The organism is uncultured Sphingomonas sp. (assembly GCF_964244265.1).
Classification (GTDB): Bacteria; Pseudomonadota; Alphaproteobacteria; order Sphingomonadales; family Sphingomonadaceae; genus Sphingomonas.
The window spans coordinates 1-18,634 of record NZ_CAXTHV010000030.1; the positions used below are offsets into that span (position 1 = coordinate 1).

The 18,634-nt window shown below is 67.8% G+C and carries 14 protein-coding genes and 1 pseudogene; 4 read left to right on the forward strand and 11 right to left on the reverse strand.

From position 1 onward, the window contains the following. Together ACFE7K_RS12355 and ACFE7K_RS12360 are read left to right on the forward strand one after the other, a co-directional pair. Nucleotides 1–2,330 (forward strand): annotated as a pseudogene (locus ACFE7K_RS12355) (DNA-directed RNA polymerase subunit beta'); the annotation flags it as partial. Nucleotides 2,331–2,481: 151 nt separating this feature from the next. After that, complete coding sequence (locus tag ACFE7K_RS12360) at nt 2,482–3,534, forward strand: OmpA family protein (RefSeq protein ID WP_375398499.1); 1,053 nt, start codon at nt 2,482–2,484, stop codon at nt 3,532–3,534. A gap of 24 nt (nt 3,535–3,558) precedes the next feature. Here ACFE7K_RS12360 and ACFE7K_RS12365 read toward each other — a convergent pair whose 3' ends face one another. From ACFE7K_RS12365 to ACFE7K_RS12390, 6 genes are all read right to left on the reverse strand, one after another. Next, complete coding sequence (locus ACFE7K_RS12365; RefSeq protein ID WP_375398500.1) at nt 3,559–4,167, reverse strand: ATP-binding cassette domain-containing protein; 609 nt, start codon at nt 4,165–4,167, stop codon at nt 3,559–3,561. Then, complete coding sequence (gene modB, locus ACFE7K_RS12370) at nt 4,157–4,834, reverse strand: molybdate ABC transporter permease subunit (RefSeq protein WP_375398501.1); 678 nt, start codon at nt 4,832–4,834, stop codon at nt 4,157–4,159. The genes ACFE7K_RS12365 and modB overlap by 11 nt, the downstream gene beginning before the upstream one ends. 33 nt (nt 4,835–4,867) lie before the next feature. Beyond that, a complete protein-coding gene (gene modA, locus ACFE7K_RS12375) occupies nt 4,868–5,644 on the reverse strand; it encodes a molybdate ABC transporter substrate-binding protein (RefSeq protein ID WP_375398502.1) in 777 nt (258 codons plus the stop codon). A gap of 73 nt (nt 5,645–5,717) precedes the next feature. Continuing rightward, nucleotides 5,718–9,071 carry a glycosyltransferase gene (locus ACFE7K_RS12380; RefSeq protein WP_375398503.1) on the reverse strand — a complete coding sequence of 1,118 codons (3,354 nt, stop codon included), beginning with the start codon at nt 9,069–9,071 and terminating at the stop codon, nt 5,718–5,720. 31 nt (nt 9,072–9,102) lie between these two features. Further along, nucleotides 9,103–10,038: a hypothetical protein gene (locus ACFE7K_RS12385; protein WP_375398504.1), complete on the reverse strand. Its 936-nt coding sequence runs from the start codon at nt 10,036–10,038 to the stop codon at nt 9,103–9,105. 142 nt (nt 10,039–10,180) lie between these two features. Beyond that, a complete protein-coding gene (locus ACFE7K_RS12390) occupies nt 10,181–10,855 on the reverse strand; it encodes a spermidine synthase (protein ID WP_375398505.1) in 675 nt (224 codons plus the stop codon). A gap of 158 nt (nt 10,856–11,013) precedes the next feature. Here ACFE7K_RS12390 and ACFE7K_RS12395 point away from each other — a divergent pair, with 158 nt between their 5' ends. Further along, the gene (locus ACFE7K_RS12395) at nt 11,014–12,015 is read left to right on the forward strand and encodes a hypothetical protein (RefSeq protein WP_375398506.1); all 1,002 of its coding nucleotides are present in this window, start codon (nt 11,014–11,016) and stop codon (nt 12,013–12,015) included. 145 nt (nt 12,016–12,160) lie between these two features. Here the strand turns inward: ACFE7K_RS12395 and lepA are convergent, their stop codons facing one another. From lepA to ACFE7K_RS12415, 4 genes are all read right to left on the reverse strand, one after another. Continuing rightward, nucleotides 12,161–13,969 carry a translation elongation factor 4 gene (gene lepA / locus ACFE7K_RS12400; RefSeq protein WP_375398507.1) on the reverse strand — a complete coding sequence of 603 codons (1,809 nt, stop codon included), beginning with the start codon at nt 13,967–13,969 and terminating at the stop codon, nt 12,161–12,163. 74 nt (nt 13,970–14,043) lie between these two features. Next, nucleotides 14,044–15,438, reverse strand: coding sequence for a dihydrolipoyl dehydrogenase (gene lpdA / locus ACFE7K_RS12405; protein WP_375398508.1), 1,395 nt, complete (start codon nt 15,436–15,438; stop codon nt 14,044–14,046). 17 nt (nt 15,439–15,455) lie between these two features. Beyond that, nucleotides 15,456–15,668 (reverse strand): hypothetical protein, encoded by a 213-nt coding sequence (locus ACFE7K_RS12410; RefSeq protein ID WP_375398509.1) that lies wholly within the window; start codon nt 15,666–15,668, stop codon nt 15,456–15,458. A gap of 4 nt (nt 15,669–15,672) precedes the next feature. Next, entirely contained in the window at nt 15,673–16,989 is a 1,317-nt protein-coding gene (locus tag ACFE7K_RS12415) for a pyruvate dehydrogenase complex dihydrolipoamide acetyltransferase (protein WP_375398510.1), read from the reverse strand. A gap of 157 nt (nt 16,990–17,146) precedes the next feature. Here ACFE7K_RS12415 and ACFE7K_RS12420 point away from each other — a divergent pair, with 157 nt between their 5' ends. Next, nucleotides 17,147–17,602, forward strand: coding sequence for a universal stress protein (locus tag ACFE7K_RS12420; protein WP_375398511.1), 456 nt, complete (start codon nt 17,147–17,149; stop codon nt 17,600–17,602). Between the two features lie 47 nt (nt 17,603–17,649). Here ACFE7K_RS12420 and ACFE7K_RS12425 read toward each other — a convergent pair whose 3' ends face one another. Further along, a complete protein-coding gene (locus ACFE7K_RS12425) occupies nt 17,650–18,384 on the reverse strand; it encodes an RcnB family protein (protein ID WP_375398512.1) in 735 nt (244 codons plus the stop codon). Between the last annotated feature and the right edge of the window lie 250 nt (nt 18,385–18,634).

Genomic DNA, 18,634 nt, shown 5'->3' on the forward strand with positions numbered 1-18,634 from the left:
AGACGCGCGACCAGGTGAAGGATTTCGAGCAGCAATATCAGGACGGCCTGATCACCCAGCAGGAAAAATACAACAAGGTGATCGACGCCTGGTCGCGGTGCGGCGACCAGGTCGCCAACGCGATGATGAACGAGATCAAGGCGGTCAAGAAATATGAGGACGGCTCGATGAAGGGCCGCGAGAAGCCGATCAACTCGATCTACATGATGGCGCATTCGGGCGCCCGCGGCTCGCAGGCGCAGATCAAGCAGCTCGCCGGCATGCGCGGCCTCATGGCCAAGCCGTCGGGCGAGATCATCGAAACGCCGATCATCTCGAACTTCAAGGAAGGGCTGACCGTTCTCGAATATTTCAACTCCACCCACGGCGCGCGCAAGGGCCTGGCGGATACGGCGTTGAAGACCGCCAACTCGGGCTATCTAACCCGCCGCCTGGTCGACGTGTCGCAGGATTGCGTCGTCATGGAGGAGGATTGCGGCACCGAGCGCGCGCTGGAAATGCGCGCGATCGTCCAGGGCGGATCGACCATCGCCTCGCTCGGCGAGCGGATCCTGGGCCGCACCACCGCCGAGGACGTGGTCGACGTCAAGACCGCCAAGGTCGTCATCCCCTCGGGTACGCTGCTCGACGAGGCGATGATCGCGCAGATCGAGGCGATCGGCGTGCAGGGCATGAAGATCCGCAGCCCGCTGGTGTGCGAGGCCAAGATCGGCGTGTGCGGCAAATGCTATGGCCGTGACCTGGCGCGGGGCACCCCCGTCAATATCGGCGAGGCGGTCGGCGTGATCGCGGCGCAGTCGATCGGCGAGCCCGGCACGCAGCTGACGATGCGGACGTTCCACATCGGCGGTGCCGCACAGCTCAACGAGCAGTCGAACCTGGAGGCGACGTCGGACGGCAAGGTCGAGTTCCGCGACTTGCGCCTGATCGTCGACCAGCGCGGGCGCCGCGTCGTGCTCAGCCGCTCGGGCGAGATCGCCATCGTCGACATGGACGGCCGCGAACTGGCGGTGCACCGCATCCCCTATGGCGCGTACGTCATGTTCGATGACGGCCATGTCGTGACCAAGGGCGACCGCATGGCCGAATGGGACCCGTTCACCATGCCGCTGATCACCGAAACCGGCGGTACGGTGAAGTATCAGGACCTGCTCGAAGGCAAGACGCTGACCGAGCAGACCGACGAAGCCACCGGCATCGCCCAGCGCGTGGTCGTCGAATATCGCGCGACGACCAAGTCCAAGGAGGATCTGCGCCCGCGCCTGACCCTGCTCGACACGTCGTCGGGCGAGGCCGCGCGCTACATGCTGGCGTCCGGCGCGGTGCTGTCGGTCGAGGACAATGCCACCGTCCAGGCCGGCGACGTCCTCGCCCGCGTGGCGCGCGAATCGGCCAAGACCCGCGACATTACCGGCGGCCTGCCGCGTGTCGCCGAGCTGTTCGAGGCGCGCCGTCCCAAGGAGAATGCGATCATCGCTAAGGTCTCCGGCCGGGTCGTGTTCGGCAAGGATTACAAGGCCAAGCGCAAGATCGGCATCCAGCCCGAGGATGGCGGCGAGGTCGTCGAATATCTGATCCCCAAGTCAAAGCATATCGACGTCCAGGAAGGCGATTACGTCAAGCGCGGCGATAATCTGATCGGCGGCTCGCCGGATCCGCACGACATCCTCGAGGTGCTCGGGATCGAGCCGCTCGCCGAATATCTCGTGTCGGAAATCCAGGAGGTCTATCGCCTCCAGGGCGTGAAGATCAACGACAAGCATATCGAGGTGATCGTCCGCCAGATGCTGCAGAAGGTCGAGATCACCGACGGCGGCGACACCACCCTGCTGGCCGGCGAGCAGGTCGACCGCGACGAGATGGACGCCATCAACGAGAAGCTGGCGCCCAAGCAGCAGCCGGCGCAGGGCAAGCCCGTGCTGCTCGGCATCACCAAGGCGTCGCTGCAGACCCGCAGCTTCATCTCGGCGGCGTCGTTCCAGGAGACCACCCGCGTCCTCACCGAGGCGGCGGTCCAGGGCAAGCAGGACACGCTGATGGGGCTGAAGGAGAATGTCATCGTCGGCCGGCTGATCCCGGCGGGAACCGGCGCGGGCATGAACCGGCTGCGCGTGGCGGCGTCCAGCCGCGACGCCGCGCTCCGGGTCCAGCAGCGCGCGCTGGCGGCGGCGCTGGTGGCGCCCGATTCGGCCGCCGAGGAGCATGCCGCCGAACTCGCGCGGTCGGCGCGCGATGCCGGCGGCACCGGCGACGATCCGCTGGCCGACGTCGCCGCGAGCGGCCACGGGACAGATGCCGATGCGGGCGATTATCTGAACCCCGCCGAATAACCTGCGGATCAGGCAAGTTGAACCAAAGAACCGCCGTCCGGGATTTACCGGGCGGCGGTTTTTCGTTGCCGCGGATGCCGTTCTATCGTCTTTTCGCGCGATGGCCGTCCGGCTATCGACCGGACGACATTGATTCTAGGGGGGGTGCGTGATGAAATTGAAGCTGTCGCTGGTGGCCGCCGTCGCGGTGCTGGCCGCATGTTCCAAGTCGACCGAGGAGACGCTCGTCGCCAACAGTGTGACGACCAACGGCGTCGTCCCCGCCGGCGCCCCGCCCTCCCCGGCCGCGACCGCCACCGCCGCGACGCCGACAATCGCCGGGTTCGATCCGGCATCCGCGCCGCCCGGCACCGAACCCGCCGGGGCGTGGCCCTATTTCGGCATGATGGACGGTTACGAGAAGTTCGACACGGTCAACATCGCCGGCCGCGAGAACAAGAAATACCTGGAGGATGTCGGCTATGACCGCACCGACTTCTTCGACGGGACCAAGCTGATCCCGGTCGAGGGGCGGACGATGATCACCGGCGGCCTGGGATCGAGCGCCTCGTTCTTCCAGGTCCAGAAGAGCTATGAGAAGCTGGTCAAGGACATGGGCGGGGTCACCGTCTACGAAGGCACCGGCAAGCCGATGGAAGACCGCAAGCTGAAATTCCAGGCCGCGCGGTTCCGCGGCCAATATGAACTCGGCGAGGACGAGATGGGCGTGTACATGGTGCGCACCCCCACCCGCCAGATCTGGGTCGAGGTCTATCATCCGTGGGAGGACAACAGCAAGAATTACTGGCTGACGATCGTCGAGACCAAGCCGCTTGAGGTGAAGGTCAGGATGATCCCAGCCGCCGAGATGAAGAGCAACCTCGACAGCCAGGGCCATGTCGCGCTCTATTTCACCTTCGACACCGACAAGGCCGCGATCCGGCCCGAGAACCAGCCGCTGATCGCGGAGATCGTCAAGCTGATGACCAGCGATCCCAAGCTGAAGCTGACGATCGAGGGGCACACCGACAATGCGGGATCGCCTGACCACAACCAGGCGCTGTCACTCGGGCGCGCCAATTCGGTGATGGGGGCGCTGATCGCCGCCGGGATCAGCCCCGACCGGGTCCAGGCCAGGGGCTTTGGCGCGACCAGGCCCGTCGCCGACAATGCGACCGACGAGGGCAAGGCGAAAAACCGCCGCGTCGAACTGGTCAAGCGTTAAGCGGGCTTTATCCGCGGCCGCGGCTCACCGCACCATCTCGACGACCCGTGTCGCCAGCCGGTCGGCTTCGGCGCGGTCGTGGGTGACCATCAGGATCGGCAGCCCCAGCCCATCGCGGATGTCGAGGATCGCGCGTTCGACCTGGTCGGCGCGCGCGCGGTCCAGCGACGCGGTGGGCTCGTCGAGCAGCAGGAAGGCGGGATCGCTCAACAGGGCCCGCCCGATCGCCACGCGCCTGGCCTCGCCCCCGGACAAGGTCCGCGGCCAGCGCGGCAGCAGGGGCACGATGTCCAGCATCGCCGCCACGCGGCCGACCGCCGCCCCCTTGACCGCGCCGTAGCAAAGGTTGCCGACAACGCGCAGGTGCGGGAACAGACGCGTTTCTTGGAATACATAGCCGGCGCGACGCCGCTCCACCGGAAGGTCGATGCCGCTTGCCGCGTCGAACAGCGTGACGCCGCCTGCCTGGATCCGCCCGCGATCCGGCCGGAGCAGCCCCGCGACCATGTTCAGCACGCTGGTCTTGCCGACCCCGGAGGGGCCGAACAGGACGGTCAGCCCCTCCACCGCCGCGAGCCGCAGCGCGATCTCGCGCTCGCCCAGCCGTTTCACCACGTCGATGTCAAACGCCATGGACCATCCCCGCACGCATGCGCCGCGCCAGCAGTTCGGAGCCGACCAGCGCGGCCAGCGCGACCGCGACCGACAGCGCCGACAGCCGGAGCGCGATCGCGTCGCCGTCGGGCCGCTGGAGCGCAGCATGGATTGCCAGCGGCAATGTCTGCGTCTGTCCCGGCACGTTGGCGACGAAGGTGATCGTCGCGCCGAACTCCCCGAGCGACCGGGCGAAGCCCAGCACCGCGCCGGCCAGTATGCCGGGCATGCTGAGCGGCAGCGTAACCGTGCGGAACACCCGACACCGCCCTGCTCCCAGGGTCCGGGCGGCACCCTCCAGCCGCCGGTCGACCGCCTCGATCGACAGCCGCATCGCCCGCACCATCAGCGGCAGCGCCATCACACCGGCCGCGATCGCCGCGCCCGTCCAGCGAAACAGCACGCCGCCGCCCAGCCACCCCAGCGGCCCCGCCGGGGCAAAGGCGAGCAGCAGGATCCAGCCGGTGACCACCGGTGGAACCACCAGCGGGAGGTAGATGATCGCCTCGATCAGGATCTTGCCCGGCAGGCGCGCGCGCGCCAGCATCCATGCCAGCGCGAACGCGACCGGGAGCGCGGTCAGCGTGGCTACCAGCCCGACCTGCAATGACAGCGCGACGACGCCCCATTCCTCGGCGGTCAGCATCGCCGTCCGATGATGCGGCTCAAGAACCGTTCCTCACCGTCCAGGCACCGAAAAGCCGTACCGCGCAAATATCGCGCGCCCCTCGCGCGACAGGACGAAGCGGCGGAAGTCCTCCGCCTCCGGGCTCGACGCGGTCTTAAGCAGCGCGATCGGATATCGGATTGGCGGATGGGTCCAGGCCGGGAACACGCCGGCCACGCGCACCTTGGCCGACGCGCGGGCGTCGGTCGCATAGACGATGCCGAACCGCGCCGCCCCGCGCTCGACCAGCGCCAGCGCGGCACGGACATTCTCCGCGCGCACCACCCGCGCGGCCACCAGCGGCCAGGCCCCCAGCTTCTCAAGCGCCGCCTTGCCATAGCGGCCTGCGGGCACGCTGTCGGGGTCGGCCATCGCCAGCGGCCCGGCGCCGAGCATATGACCGAGCGCCGCCGCCGGCCGCAACGGGATACGCGACCGGCCGCCCGCCGGCTCGACCACGACCAGCCGGTTGGCCACGAAATCGGCGCGGCTGGCACCAACGATCAGCCCCTGGGCGGCCAGCGCGTCCATCCATTCCTCGTCGGCCGAGGCGAACAGGTCGGCCGGCGCGCCCGCCTCGATCTGCCGAGCGAGAGCCGACGAGGCGGCAAACGAGATCGTCGGCCGCGCATGCCCCTTCGCCGCCCAGGCCCGGGCGGCGGCGGTCATCGATTCCTGCAGGCTGGCGGCGGCCAGGACCACCGGGGCCGCCGGCGTCGGCGCGGCGCCCAGCGCCATTGCGGCCAGCCCGGCCAGAAAGACGCGACGTGCGAAGAATATGGATGCCATATGTGCAGCATATAGCGCCCCTTGCCGCTCGCCACCGGCAAAACGTGCGCGAGGCGTTATTGCGCCGCCGCCCTCATACCCGCACGCGGCCCGTCCGCTGGAGCTTGCCCCAGCCGACCAGCGGCCCGCGCAGCGCCTGGGCAATCGCCTTCAGCACGACATAATACATCACCTGGCGATACCCGATCCGCTGGGGCACGAGCAGCCACAACAGACGCCATTTCTCGCGCCGTTCCAGGGCAAAGGCGACCACCGCCGACAGCACGTCGATCGTCGTGAACACCAGCCAATAGGTCAGCATCTTCTCGATGCTGCCCTGGGTCTGTTCCCAGCCATGCGCCTCGACCGCGAGCCAGGTCGTCACGAAGCTGACGACCAGTGCCAGGTCGATCACCGGGCTGATCGCTGCCAGCATGATCTGGAACACGATCGCCTGGGGCAGGCCGATGCGCGCCAGCCCGGCGGGGCGTCCGGTCAGGATGATCCGGCCGTGCTTCCACAGGCATTGCAGCGTGCCATAAGCCCAGCGGAAACGCTGCTTGGCCAATCCACCAAAGCTCTCCGGGCTTTCGGTCCAGGCGACGGCATATTGGTCATAGGTCACGCGCCATCCCGCGCGCTGGATGGCGATGGTCAGGTCCTGGTCCTCGGCAAGCGTATCGTCCGGATAGCCGCCGACCGACCGGATTGCCGCCAGCCGCCACGCGCCGACCGCGCCGGGCACCACCGTCATCGCCTGGAGACTGGCCAGCGCGCGCCGCTCGAGGTTCTGCGCGGTGACATATTCCAGCGCCTGCCACCGGCTGACAAGGTTGACGCGGTTGCCGACCTTGGCATTGCCGGCGACCGCGCCCAGCCCCGGATCGTCGAACCATCGCGTCAGCCGCGCGATCGTCGCCGGCTCGAACTGGGTATCGGCGTCCAGCGCGATGACGATCTCGCCCCTGGCCAGCGCCAGCGCGCGGTTGAGCGCGCGCGCCTTGCCGCCATTCTCCAGCGTCACCAGGCGGACGCGCGGATCGTCGGCGAAAGCGGCGCGGACGACCGCGCTGGTCCGGTCCTTCGATCCGTCGTCGATCACGATGACCTCGATCGCGACCTGGGTCGATGCCAGCACGCCGCGCACCGACCGCTCGATCACCGCCTCCTCGTTGAAGGCGGGGATCATCACCGTGACGAAGCGGTCCGGATCGATCGGCGGGAACGTCATCCGGCTCTCGCGCCGGGCCTGGATCAGCGCCAATGCCGACAGCACGACCGCGCGGGCAATGCCGATCGAGATCGCGAAGAAGAATAGCCAGCCCAGCCCGGTGACGATCGCGCCTAGCGCGCCGAACAGGAACAGGTCGATGCGGGCGGCGGTGCGGTCGCTGGCCGAGATCGGCGGCATCACGGTGTTGCGCGACAGTCCGGCCAGCGCCGACACCGGCACGAAGCGGTAACCGCGCGCGCGCAGCTGGCGGATGATCTCCGGCAACGCCGCGACGGTCTGTGACCGATCGCCGCCCGCATCGTGGAGCAGGACGATGTTGCCGGTCCGCTCCGGCGTGGCGGCGAGCACCTCGGCGACCGTGCGGTCGATGATCTCCTGTACGCCCGGTCGCCGCCAGTCGCCGGGATCGACGTGGAGGCCGACCGAGATGTAGCCGCGGTCCTGCGCGCGCAGCGCCGGACCGATTTCATCGGCGGTGGTCGGCTCGGCGTCCCCGAAATAGGGCGCGCGGAACAGCCGGAGCGATCGCCCGGTGAACGCCTGGAACAATCGCTGCGTCGCGTTCAGTTCGAAATCGGTATCGGTCAGCGACGCGCCGGCCAGGTTGGGATGGGTATAGGTGTGGCTGCCGACCTCGTGCCCCTCATCGATCATGCGCATCAGCAGGCCGCGCTCGGTCAGCGCATTCTCGCCGACGATGAAGAAGGTCGCGGGCACGCGCTGCTCCTTCAGGATGTCGAGGATGCGCGGCGTCCAGGCCGGGTCGGGGCCGTCGTCGAAGGTCAACGCGACCGCCCGCGCGCGATAGCCCGTGCGGTTGATGACATAGGGCGTGGGCAACCGGGTGAAGCGGACGTCGGTGATGCCGCCCGGGCCGGCGGTCACGATCCGCTCGCCGGTGGTCGGCACGGCGGCGATCTTCAGGATCTCGCCCGCCCCCTCGATGTCGACGTCGGTGCCGGCGGGAATCGCGTTGATCGCCAACGCCGGCGGCAGGCGGGCATGCGACCGGCCGAAGATCGACCACAGGCCCGGATCCTCCGACCCCAGCCGCCACAGCGCAATGCCCCCGATCCCGGCGCGGCGCAGGAAGCCGATCTGGTTGTACGCCGACGCCGCGTCGAGCAGCCACACGACGTGCCTGCTGGCCCCTTCCGCATAGGCGAAGCCGGAATTGCCGCTGGCGCGGTCGAACATCGGCATCGCGTCCGAATCGCGCGCGGCCTGCCACGCTTCCTCGACGGTCACCGGATCGCCGCCGCCGTCATGCCAGTCATAGCCGTAATTGCCGATCGCCACGACCAGCTTGTCGCGCGGTACACCGCGCGCGGCGATCGCGACCGATCGCGCGAACCATTGCTGCGACGCGATCGGGCCGGCATCGCCGCTGATCTCGTTTTCGTCATAGCTCATCAGGAACAGGCGATCGACGATCCGGGCATAGGCCGGCAGGTTCCAGCTGGCATCGCCGACGGGCGCGGCGATCGCGATCAGCCAGCCGTGGCGATCAAACCGTGCATTCGCCTCGGCCAGGAACGTCCGGTAATCGGCCTGGGCGCCCGGCGGCAGCTCCTCGAAGTCAAAGAACGCCCCGCCCGCCTGGTTGCGCGCCAGCCATGGCTCGAGCCGGTCGAGGAACTGCCGGCGCAATGCCGGATCGTGCAGCATCGCCGCCATGCCGGGCCCATCCCACACACCCTGGATCGCGTTCTGGATCATCGGCAGGATCAGCGGCCGGCGCGTCGCCTTGTTCAGGATCGCGCGGCCCGCGACATCGCGAAAGACGGTGATCGCGTGGCGGGGGCCGGTCACCGACACCCAGCCGGGGATGACCCAGTCGAGCTCGTCGATATGCCGCTGGAGCGACGCCGCGCTGCTCTGGTCCCATGGCACGTGGAAGGCGATGGCCAGCGGCGCGCCGCTGCCCCCCCTTGCCCCCTTGCCGCCGATCTCCCCGGTCATGCGCCGCGCATACCAGTCGACCGTGCGCCCGGTCCGCTTCAACAGCGTGTCACGCGGCGGGGCGAGCTTGCGGAAGCTGGCCTGCTCGGCATCGACCGGCAGCAGCGGCTGGGCGGGCACGATCCCGATCGACAGCGCGAACGCCGCCGCCGACACGATGACCAGAGCGACGAAGGCGATGAGGGCGATGGCAAACCCCCGCCGCCGCCGTCCCGACGCATCGTAGAAGATCGGATTGCCGGCGACGCTCATCCGCATTCCCGTCCGCGCTCGCCGATCCGCCTCACGCCGGTCGCCCGCGCGCGATGATCGTCCCGATCAGGTCGGCCAAGGCAAAGGTGAAGCCGATCACCACCTGGCCCGCGAACAGGACGCCGGCGACCAGCGCGATCGCCTCCACGATGTGACGGTCGGCGCTGACCAGGCTCGTGGCCAGCCCGGCAAATACCAGGTCCTTGTTGGGCAGGAACGGCAGCCGCCCGACGAACATCCGTGCCGCCGACAGCAACACCCACCAGCCGATCGCGACCTCGGGCAGCACCAGATACCACAATGCGCCGATCATCGCCGTCGCCATGACCGCCCGCAGCAGGTGGATCGCCGCGATCGCCCGGAACTGCCCGGGCGACACGCCGAACAGATGACGCCGCAGCACCATTACCACCAGCGACGATCCGATCAGCACGACCGCCGACCACAATAAAGGCGCGGCCAGCGCGCCGAGCCGGATGTCGGCCAGCATCGGATAGGCCGCGACCAGCAGTGCCAGCGTGAATGCGTTGCCGACCAGCGCCGACAATACCGAGACATCGCGCACCCCGGCAAATGGCGAGGTGATGAGCGCGGCATGGCGGCGCGCCCAGAGATAGAATTGCAGCTCGCCCGAATAGCCGAACAGCAGTTCGTTGCTCGCCGTCTTGCGGAACAAGGCGGCCAGGGCGGCGGGCGGCAACGGCCACAACAGGCGAAAGATCAGGAAGTCGGCAACCGGCTGCAACGACAGGGTGACGGCGATACCGATCCAGAACAGCGGCGATGCCGGCATCAACCGGACCATCGCGGCCAGGTCGTGGTGCCCAAGCGTTTGCGCCACCGCGACGATGATCGCGACCGACAGGACCGGGGCGGCGAAGCGTACCCAGCGCGGCGCCGGTCGCACAATCGTCGCATCGGGCCAATGGCCGCCTGACGGCTTTGTCGCGACCACGCCGCCGTTCATCGGCGCGCCACATCGTGGGTCGGGACCGGCGGATGGATGAAACGAAACATCGGGTTTGACGCGACCTCAGGGGTCCTGACGGACCGCCTGCGCGCTAGGCCGGTTCGCAATGCCCGGCAAGCGGGAACCCGTCCCAAATCCCTTAGGGCCCCGTCGCCAGCCAGATGACGTGGCGCGGGCCCTTGCCGTTGCCTCGGGCGTGGACGACGATTTCCTCGACCGCGAAGCCGGCGTCGCCCAGCCGGCAGACAAAACGCGGATCGGGCGCCGCCGACCATATCGCCAGGATGCCGCCCGGGGCGAGCGCCCGGCCGGCCGCGGCCAGCCCGCGCGCCGAATAGAGCCGGCCGTTGTTCGCCCGTGTCAGGCCGTGGGGCCCGTTGTCGACGTCGAGCAGGATGGCGTCATAGGCGCCATGACCCGCCTCGATCGGCGCCATGACGTCATCAAACACGATCGCGACGCGCAGATCGGCCAAGCAATCGGCCGTCATCGCCGCCATCGGCCCGCGCGCCCAGTCGATGATCTGCGGCACCAGCTCGGCGACCGTCACCCTGGCCTTCGGCCCCAGCCCGGCCAGCGCCGCGCGCAGCGTGAACCCCATGCCATAGCCGCCGATCAGCAGATGCGGCGCGGCGCGGCGGTCGAGGCGTTCCAGCGTGAGCACCGCCAATGCTTTCTCCGATCCGCTCATCCGGCTGTTCATCAGCTCGTTGCGGTCGAGCACGATCATGAAATCGCCACCCCGCCGGAACAGCCGAAGCTCCTCGCCGCCGCCGGGCACGGGCGCGACATCGATCAGTTCGCGCGGGATCACGCGCGTCGCCGCGCAAAGCCGGCGCCGCGGCCGGTCCGGTGATCAACGTACGCCATCCCGCCCCGCGCTATCGCACCCCGCCCGCCCCGGCAACGGCGCGTGCGGCGCGCCATCAAACCCGCTTTCCTACACGAACCGGTATGGTTATTTGCTCGGTCATGCAGAACCGTCAGCCCATGCCCTGCGACGAGATCGTCATCCCCGCCTTCGCCCCCGTCCCCCGCAAGCACCGCCATGACGGCTGGACGGCCGAGCGCCAACGCGCCTTCATCGAGGCGCTCGCGGATACCGGCTCGGTCCGCGCCGCGGCGACGCGAATCAACATGAGCCCCGAAGGCGCTTATTATCTGCGGCGCCAGCCCGGCGCCGACGAATTCCGCGCCGCCTGGTCGGCCGCGCTGGATTACGGCGTCCAGCATATCGCCGACATCGCGGTCGACCGCGCGCTGCAGGGCGTGCCCGTGCCGGTCTATTGGCGCGGCGAGCAGGTCGGCGAAAAGCGCTGGTTCAACGACCGGCTGCTGATGTTCATCCTGCGCCACCATCTGGCCGATCGCTATGGGGGCCCCGGCCTGGCGCACGGCACCCGCAACCGTGCCACGATCGAACGCGAAGCGGCCGAAAATTGCCCGGTCTGCCGCGAGCGCGAGGCGAACAAGGCAACGGACGACGGCGCCGAGGCGGAAGCCGATATGGTGACCTGGCTTGGGCGGTTGCTCGAACGCTATGCCGCCAAGGTCGCCGCCGAACGCCGGCACCGCCTGTCAGGCGAGATCGTCGCGGCCGACTTCACGCTGCGCCAGCTCACGCATATCGAGCTGATCCTTGACCTTGGCGGTTGCAGCCAGGACCTGATCGCGCACTGGTCGGTACGCCCGCCCAAGCGCGCCGGCGCCGCGCCCGAGGAAATCTACGCCTCGCCGCTCAGCGCCGAACTCGACACGCTGCGCCGCGCGCAATGGGCCGAAGCAGGCGACCCGCCCCGCCCCCCGCTCGCCTTTCCCGACAGCCTGCCGTCGCTCTCGACCTGGGGCGGCGCAACGATGGGCGAGCGCACCAATGCCCGCCGCGAGGCCGAGGCGACGATGGCGCTGGCACAGCGGAAATGGGAGGCCGCCGCGACCGAAGAAGGGTGGCAGAGGTGGCAGGAGGAGAACTGACGGCCGGCGGGAATGCCCGATGTCGTCGGCGTCAGGCATCATGACCGCATCAGGCGCCTGAGCAAGCCGGCCGGCCGGGGCGATTGCCGGCATCCTATGCATACCGTATATCCATTCGTATTGAATCGTTCGTCGTCGGGCGACTCTACTCCTCTCCCATCCTGAGCGCGGCGATGAACGCCTCCTGGGGGATGCTCACGCTTCCATATTCGCGCATCCGCTTCTTGCCTTCCTTCTGCTTGTCCAGCAGCTTGCGCTTTCTTGTTGCGTCGCCGCCATAGCATTTGGCGGTAACGTCCTTCCTCAGCGCGGCGATCGTCTCGCGCGCGATCACCTTGCCACCGATCGCCGCCTGGATCGGGATCTTGAACAAATGGCGGGGGATCAGGTCCTTCAGCCGCTCGCACATCCCCCGGCCCCGGCTTTCGGCAGTGCCGCGGTGGACGATCATCGACAGCGCGTCGACCGCCTCGTTGTTGACCAGGATGCTCATCTTGACGAGGTCGCCCGTACGATAGCCGATCTGGTGATAGTCGAAGCTGGCATAGCCCCGGCTGATGCTCTTCAGCCGGTCGTAAAAGTCGAACACCACTTCGTTGAGCGGCAATTCGTAGGTCGCCTGCGCGCGCCCGCCGACATAGGTCAGGTTCTGCTGGATGCCGCGGCGGTCCTGGCACAGCTTGAGGATCGAGCCGAGATAATCGTCGGGGACATAGATCGTCGCCTCGATCCACGGCTCGGCGATGCTTTCGATACGGTTGGGGTCGGGCATGTCGGCGAGGTTGTGGAGTTCCAGATGCCCGCCGTCATGGGTCAGTTCGATCTCGTACACCACCGACGGCGCGGTGGTGATCAGATCGAGATCGTATTCGCGCGTCAGCCGCTCCTGGATGATCTCAAGATGGAGCAGGCCCAGGAACCCGCAGCGGAAACCGAACCCGAGCGCGGCGCTGGTCTCCATCTCGAAACTGAAGCTCGCATCGTTGAGACGAAGCTTGGAGATACTCTCACGAAGCTTCTCGAAGTCGTTGGCATCGACCGGAAACAGGCCGCAGAACACGACCGGCTGCACCTCCTTGAACCCCGACAGCGCGGTCGCCGCGGGACGCCTGGTGTCGGTCAGCGTGTCGCCGACACGCGCCTGCGCGACGTCCTTGATCTGCGCGGTGATGAAGCCGATCTCGCCCGGCCCCAGATCGGTCAATTGCTCGATCTTGGGGCGGAAGCAGCCGACCCGGTCGACCAGATGCTGCGTGCCCGCCTGCATGAAGGTGACCTGCTGTCCCTTCTTCAGCACGCCGTCGATGACGCGCACCAGGATGACGACGCCCAGATACGGATCGTACCAGCTGTCGACCAGCATCGCCTTCAGCGGTGCGGCGGCGTCGCCCCTGGGGGGCGGGATCTTCCTGACGATCGCTTCCAGGATATCGGGAATGCCGATCCCTGATTTGGCCGAGGCCAGCACCGCCTCCGACGCATCAAGCCCGATCACGTCCTCGATCTCGGCGCGGACCTTTTCCGGTTCGGCGGCGGGCAGGTCGATCTTGTTGATGACGGGGACGATCTCATGGTCGTGCTCGATCGACTGGTAGACGTTGGCCAGCGTCTGCGCCTCGACCCCTTGCGCGGCATCGACCACCAGCAGCGCGCCCTCGCACGCCGCCAGGCTGCGCGAGACCTCATAGGCGAAGTCGACATGGCCCGGCGTGTCCATCAGGTTGAGCGTATAGGTCTCGCCGTCCGACGCCGCATAGCTCAAGCGCACGGTCTGCGCCTTGATCGTGATCCCGCGCTCCTTTTCGATGTCCATGGTATCGAGCACCTGCTCCGACATCTCGCGGTCGGTCAGGCCCCCGGTCGCCTGGATCAGGCGATCGGCGAGCGTCGACTTGCCGTGGTCGATATGCGCGATGATCGAGAAGTTACGTATCTTGTCGAGGGGTGTCGCCATGGTGCGCCGCGTTAGCAGGGCGCGCGGTCGGTGCGAAGGGGCCCGGTGCTCAGCCCGGGCGACGGTGGGAGGCTTCAGATGTGGATCGCACGTCCATAGGCGCCCAGCACGCTTTCGTGCATCATTTCGCTCAGCGTAGGATGGGCGAACACCGTCTCCATTAACTCGGCCTCGGTCGTCTCGAGCTCGCGGGCGATTACGTAGCCCTGGATCAGCTCGGTCACCTCGGCACCGACCATGTGCGCTCCGAGCAATTCGCCGGTGCCGGCGTCGAACACCGTCTTTACGAAGCCTTCCGCCTCGCCCAGCGCGATCGCCTTGCCGTTGCCGATGAACGGGAACCGGCCGACCCGCACCTCGTGCCCCACCTCCCTGGCCTTGGCTTCAGTCAGCCCCACCGAGGCGACCTGCGGGCGCGAATAGGTGCAGCCCGGGATGTTCCAGGTGATGAAAGGATGCGGCGCCAGCCCGGCGATCGCCTCGACGCAAACGACGCCTTCGTGGCTCGCCTTGTGCGCCAGCCAGGGCGCGCCAGTGACGTCGCCGATCGCGTACACGCCCGGTACATTGGTTCGCGCATAGCCATCGACCTTGATGTGCCCGCGCTCGGTCGCGATGCCGAGCGCCTCCAGCCCGATCTCTTCCGTATTGGGCACGATGCCGATCGCGACGATGACGTGGCTGAACGTGTCGCTGGCAACCGTGCCGTCGGGTGCCCTGATCGTCGCCATGACGCCCTCGCCGGTCGTCTCCAGCTCCTCGATCCCGGTCCCGACCAGCACCTTGATCTGCTGCTTCTTTAGCGACTTGTCCATGAAGGCAGAGACTTCCTCGTCTTCCACCGGCAGGATGCGCGGGAGCATCTCGACGATCGTAACATCGGCGCCCATGTCATTGTAGAAACTGGCGAACTCCACGCCGATCGCCCCCGATCCGACGACCAGAAGCTTAGCCGGCATCTCGGTCGGCACCATGGCGTGGCGATAGGTCCAGATGCGCTTGCCGTCGGCCTGCGCGAACGGCAGGTCGCGAGCGCGAGCGCCGGTCGCGACGATGATGTGCTTGGCCTTCAGCTCGAGGCTCCGGTCGCCCCGCTGCACCACGAGAGTGTCGGCGGCGGTGAGTTTGCCGACACCTTCGACCACGGTCACCTTGTGCTTCTTCATCAGCATCTTGACGCCATTGTTGAGCTGCCCGGCGACCGTGCGGCTGCGCCCGACCACCGCTTCCAGGTCGAACCCGACATTGTCGGCGGTCAGCCCATAGTCCTTGGCATGGGTAAGGTAATGATAGACCTCCGACGTGCGCAGCAGCGCCTTGGTAGGTATGCACCCCCAGTTGAGGCAGATGCCACCCAGCCGCTCGCGCTCGACGATGACGGTCTTCAGCCCAAGCTGCGCCCCGCGGATCGCCGCGACATAGCCGCCCGGCCCCGAACCCAGGATCGCAAGGTCATAGGTCTCTGTCATCTTCTTCCCATTTGCCGCTAGGTCGCAGCACCTTGCGCGTCCGCCGCCCACGCCTCGCGCAACGGCTTTATGCCCATGCCCAGGACGAACGCCATGCTGACGAAGCCGACGTCCCAGATCGTCTTGGCGCCGACTGGATAGCCCCATGCCGCCACGGAGGTAATCGCCGTGGTGGTCACCAGCGCGGCGATGATGTGGAGAATTTCCGCCACGGTTCGCCCCCAGCGCATCGCGTCAGGCCAGCATCGCCAGCGGCGCCTCGATCAGCGCCTTAAACGCCTGCATCAACTGGGCGCCGTCGGCGCCGTCGATCGCGCGGTGATCAAAGCTGCCGGTCGCGGTCATCACCGTTGCCGTGCCCAGCGCGTCGTCGGCCACATAGGGTCGCTTCTCGCCCGCGCCGATCGCCATGATCATCGCCTGGGGCGGGTTGATCACCGCCTCGAACTGCTTGATCCCGAACATGCCCATGTTCGACAGGGTAGCGGTGCCGCCCATATACTCGTCGGGCACCAGTCGGTTGTCGCGCGCGCGCGCGGCCAGATCCTTCATCTCGGTGCTGATCGCAGCGACGCCCTTGTTGGCGGCATCGGCGACGATCGGCGTGATCAGGCCCGAAGGCGTCGACACCGCCACCGAAATGTCCGCGCGGCTGAAGCTGATCAGTTGGTCCGGGGTGAACATCACGTTGCACTTGGGCACCTGGACCAAGGTGACGCCCAGCGCCTTGATGATGAGGTCGTTGACCGACAGCTTCACCCCCCGCGCCGTCAACCCCTGGTTGAGGTCGCCGCGCAGCTTGAGCAGCGCATCAATCCGGATGTCGACCGTCAGATAGATGTGCGGGACGGTTTGCTTCGATTCGGTCAGCCGGCGCGCGATCGTCTTGCGGACGTTGGACAGCTTGGCTGCCTCGTGGGGGACGTTGGGGATCGGCACCGATCTGGCCTGCGCCGGCGGCGGCGCAGGAGCAGCGGCTGGCGCCGGGACCGGAGTCGGTGAAGGAACCGCGGCAGGTGTCGGTGCAGGAGCAGCAGGGGCCGCAGGCCGTTCGGCGGCCAAATCAGCCTTGACGATTCTTCCGTTCGGTCCCGACCCGACCACCGAGGCCAAGTCGATCGCCTTTTCTGCGGCAATCCGGCGCGCCAGCGGCGACGCCTTCACGCGATTACCCGCCGCCGCGGCAGGAGCAAGCGGCGCGGCTGGACGCCGCGCAGGCGCCTCCGCGTTCGCCGCCATCGTTTCCGCGACAACCTTCTCTTCGGGCTTGGCGGTGACCTCGGCCTTCGCCGGAGGCGTCGATTGCTCGTCCTCACCGTTCAGGATCGCGATGACCCTACCGACCTTCACGCCGTCGGTGCCCGCCGACACCATGAGCTTGCCGACCATGCCCTCGTCGACCGCCTCGAACTCCATCGTCGCCTTGTCGGTTTCGATCTCGGCCAGGATATCGCCGGACTTCACCGCATCGCCCTCCTCGACCAGCCATCTGGCCAGCGTGCCTTCTTCCATCGTCGGCGACAGCGCAGGCATCTTGATCTCGATCGGCATGGTGGCTCCAGGGCGCAGTCGTCCTTGCTCCTTTGCCCCGCCATTCCCCGAGGTCAAGACCGCCGTATTGCGCTTACCGGGGTCATCGACCCGGTGACACCGTGACACCAGGCCGCTACCGCTTCGGCGCAACTGAAAACAACTCAGGGCCGGCGCGATGCGGAGCTATTTGGTGGTGGTCGACGAAACCCCGGAAGCGGAGGTCGCACTGCGCTTTGCCGCACGCCGGGCGATAAAGACCGGCGGGGGGGTCGAGATCCTGTCGCTGATCGAGCCACAGGAATTCATCGCCTTTGGCGGCGTCCAGGCGACGATCGAGGCCGAACAGCGCCAGCATGCCGCGGCGCTTGTCGCGGGTGCCGCCGGCGCGCTGTTCGGCGGATCGGGCGTGACTCCGGCGATCACCGTGCGCCAGGGTGACGGCCCGAAGATCGTCCGCGAGATCATCGCCGGCAATCCCGATATTGCGGCGCTGGTGCTCGGTGCAGCCGCCAGCGGCGCGCCGGGCCCGCTGGTCGCCCATTTCACCGGCGCCGATGCCGGCAAACTGACCGTGCCGGTGATGATCATCCCCGGCAGCCTGGTAAGCGAGGCGATCGATCGGCTGAGTTGAGCCGAGTACCGGCACCGCCCCCCGCTACCCGGTTCTCCTGTGCCGGATCAGCGGCAGGCGCAGGTGCAGGTACACCGCCGCACCGCGGGCCGCCACTTGCGCTTGACCGGCGCGCGATAGGTCTTGCGCCGCGCGACATAGGCGGTTTCGGTGATGAACTCGGTGGTGGTCGTGGTGGTCACGACCGGCGACGGGACGGTCACGACAACAGTCGTGGTCGGCGGGAAGTAATAACCGCCGGCGACATAGCCTCCGTTGCCGCTGGTCGTGGTATAGGTAGACGAGCGATAAGCGACTGGCGGCAGCGGCGCCGGATACCCACCCGGACGACCGTATGATGCGCCATAGCCCGGATAGCCGTCCTGCCCGGCACCCTCGGCATAGCCGCCGCCATAGGCAGAGTCGTCGCCATAGCCGTCCCAATCAAGACCGCCGACGCTGTCATAGACCCGGCCGTTTCGATCGATCAGCACGGCGTCGTCATAATAACGCGACCAGTAATAGCCGGGCGGCGGCGTGGTCAGCCCGTAGATCGAATAGTCGCCGACGTAGAAGCCGGGCGCCAGCCAGTAGCGCGGCAAGGTGCGGCCGCGAGTGAGCGGCCGATAGGCCTGCCAACCGCCCGGCGCCTGCGCGCCGCCATACCAATAACCACCGATCCGGCCACCCCAGCGCCCATTGCTCGCGCCGGTCGCCGGCCCGCCGGCATCGCCGCCCGACCAGCCGCCGTTCGCGCCGCCATAGCCGCCGCCACGCCAGCCGCCGGGTGGCGGCGCGGGCATTGGGCGCGGTGCCGGACCGCCCCGCCAACCGCTCGTCATAGGCCCGGGCATCGGCCGCGGCGCGGGCGGGGGCGACCCGGGCATCGGCGCCGGCATGGGCATCGACTGCGGCGGAAGAGGCGGCGGACCGTTACGCTGTCCGAGTCGTTGCGCATCAGCGCTGCCCGCACCGAGAGACAACGCGACTGCGATTGCCGCAAATACTGGGCTGCGCATGGTAAATACTCCCTGTCTGTCCCGCTGTCCTGCT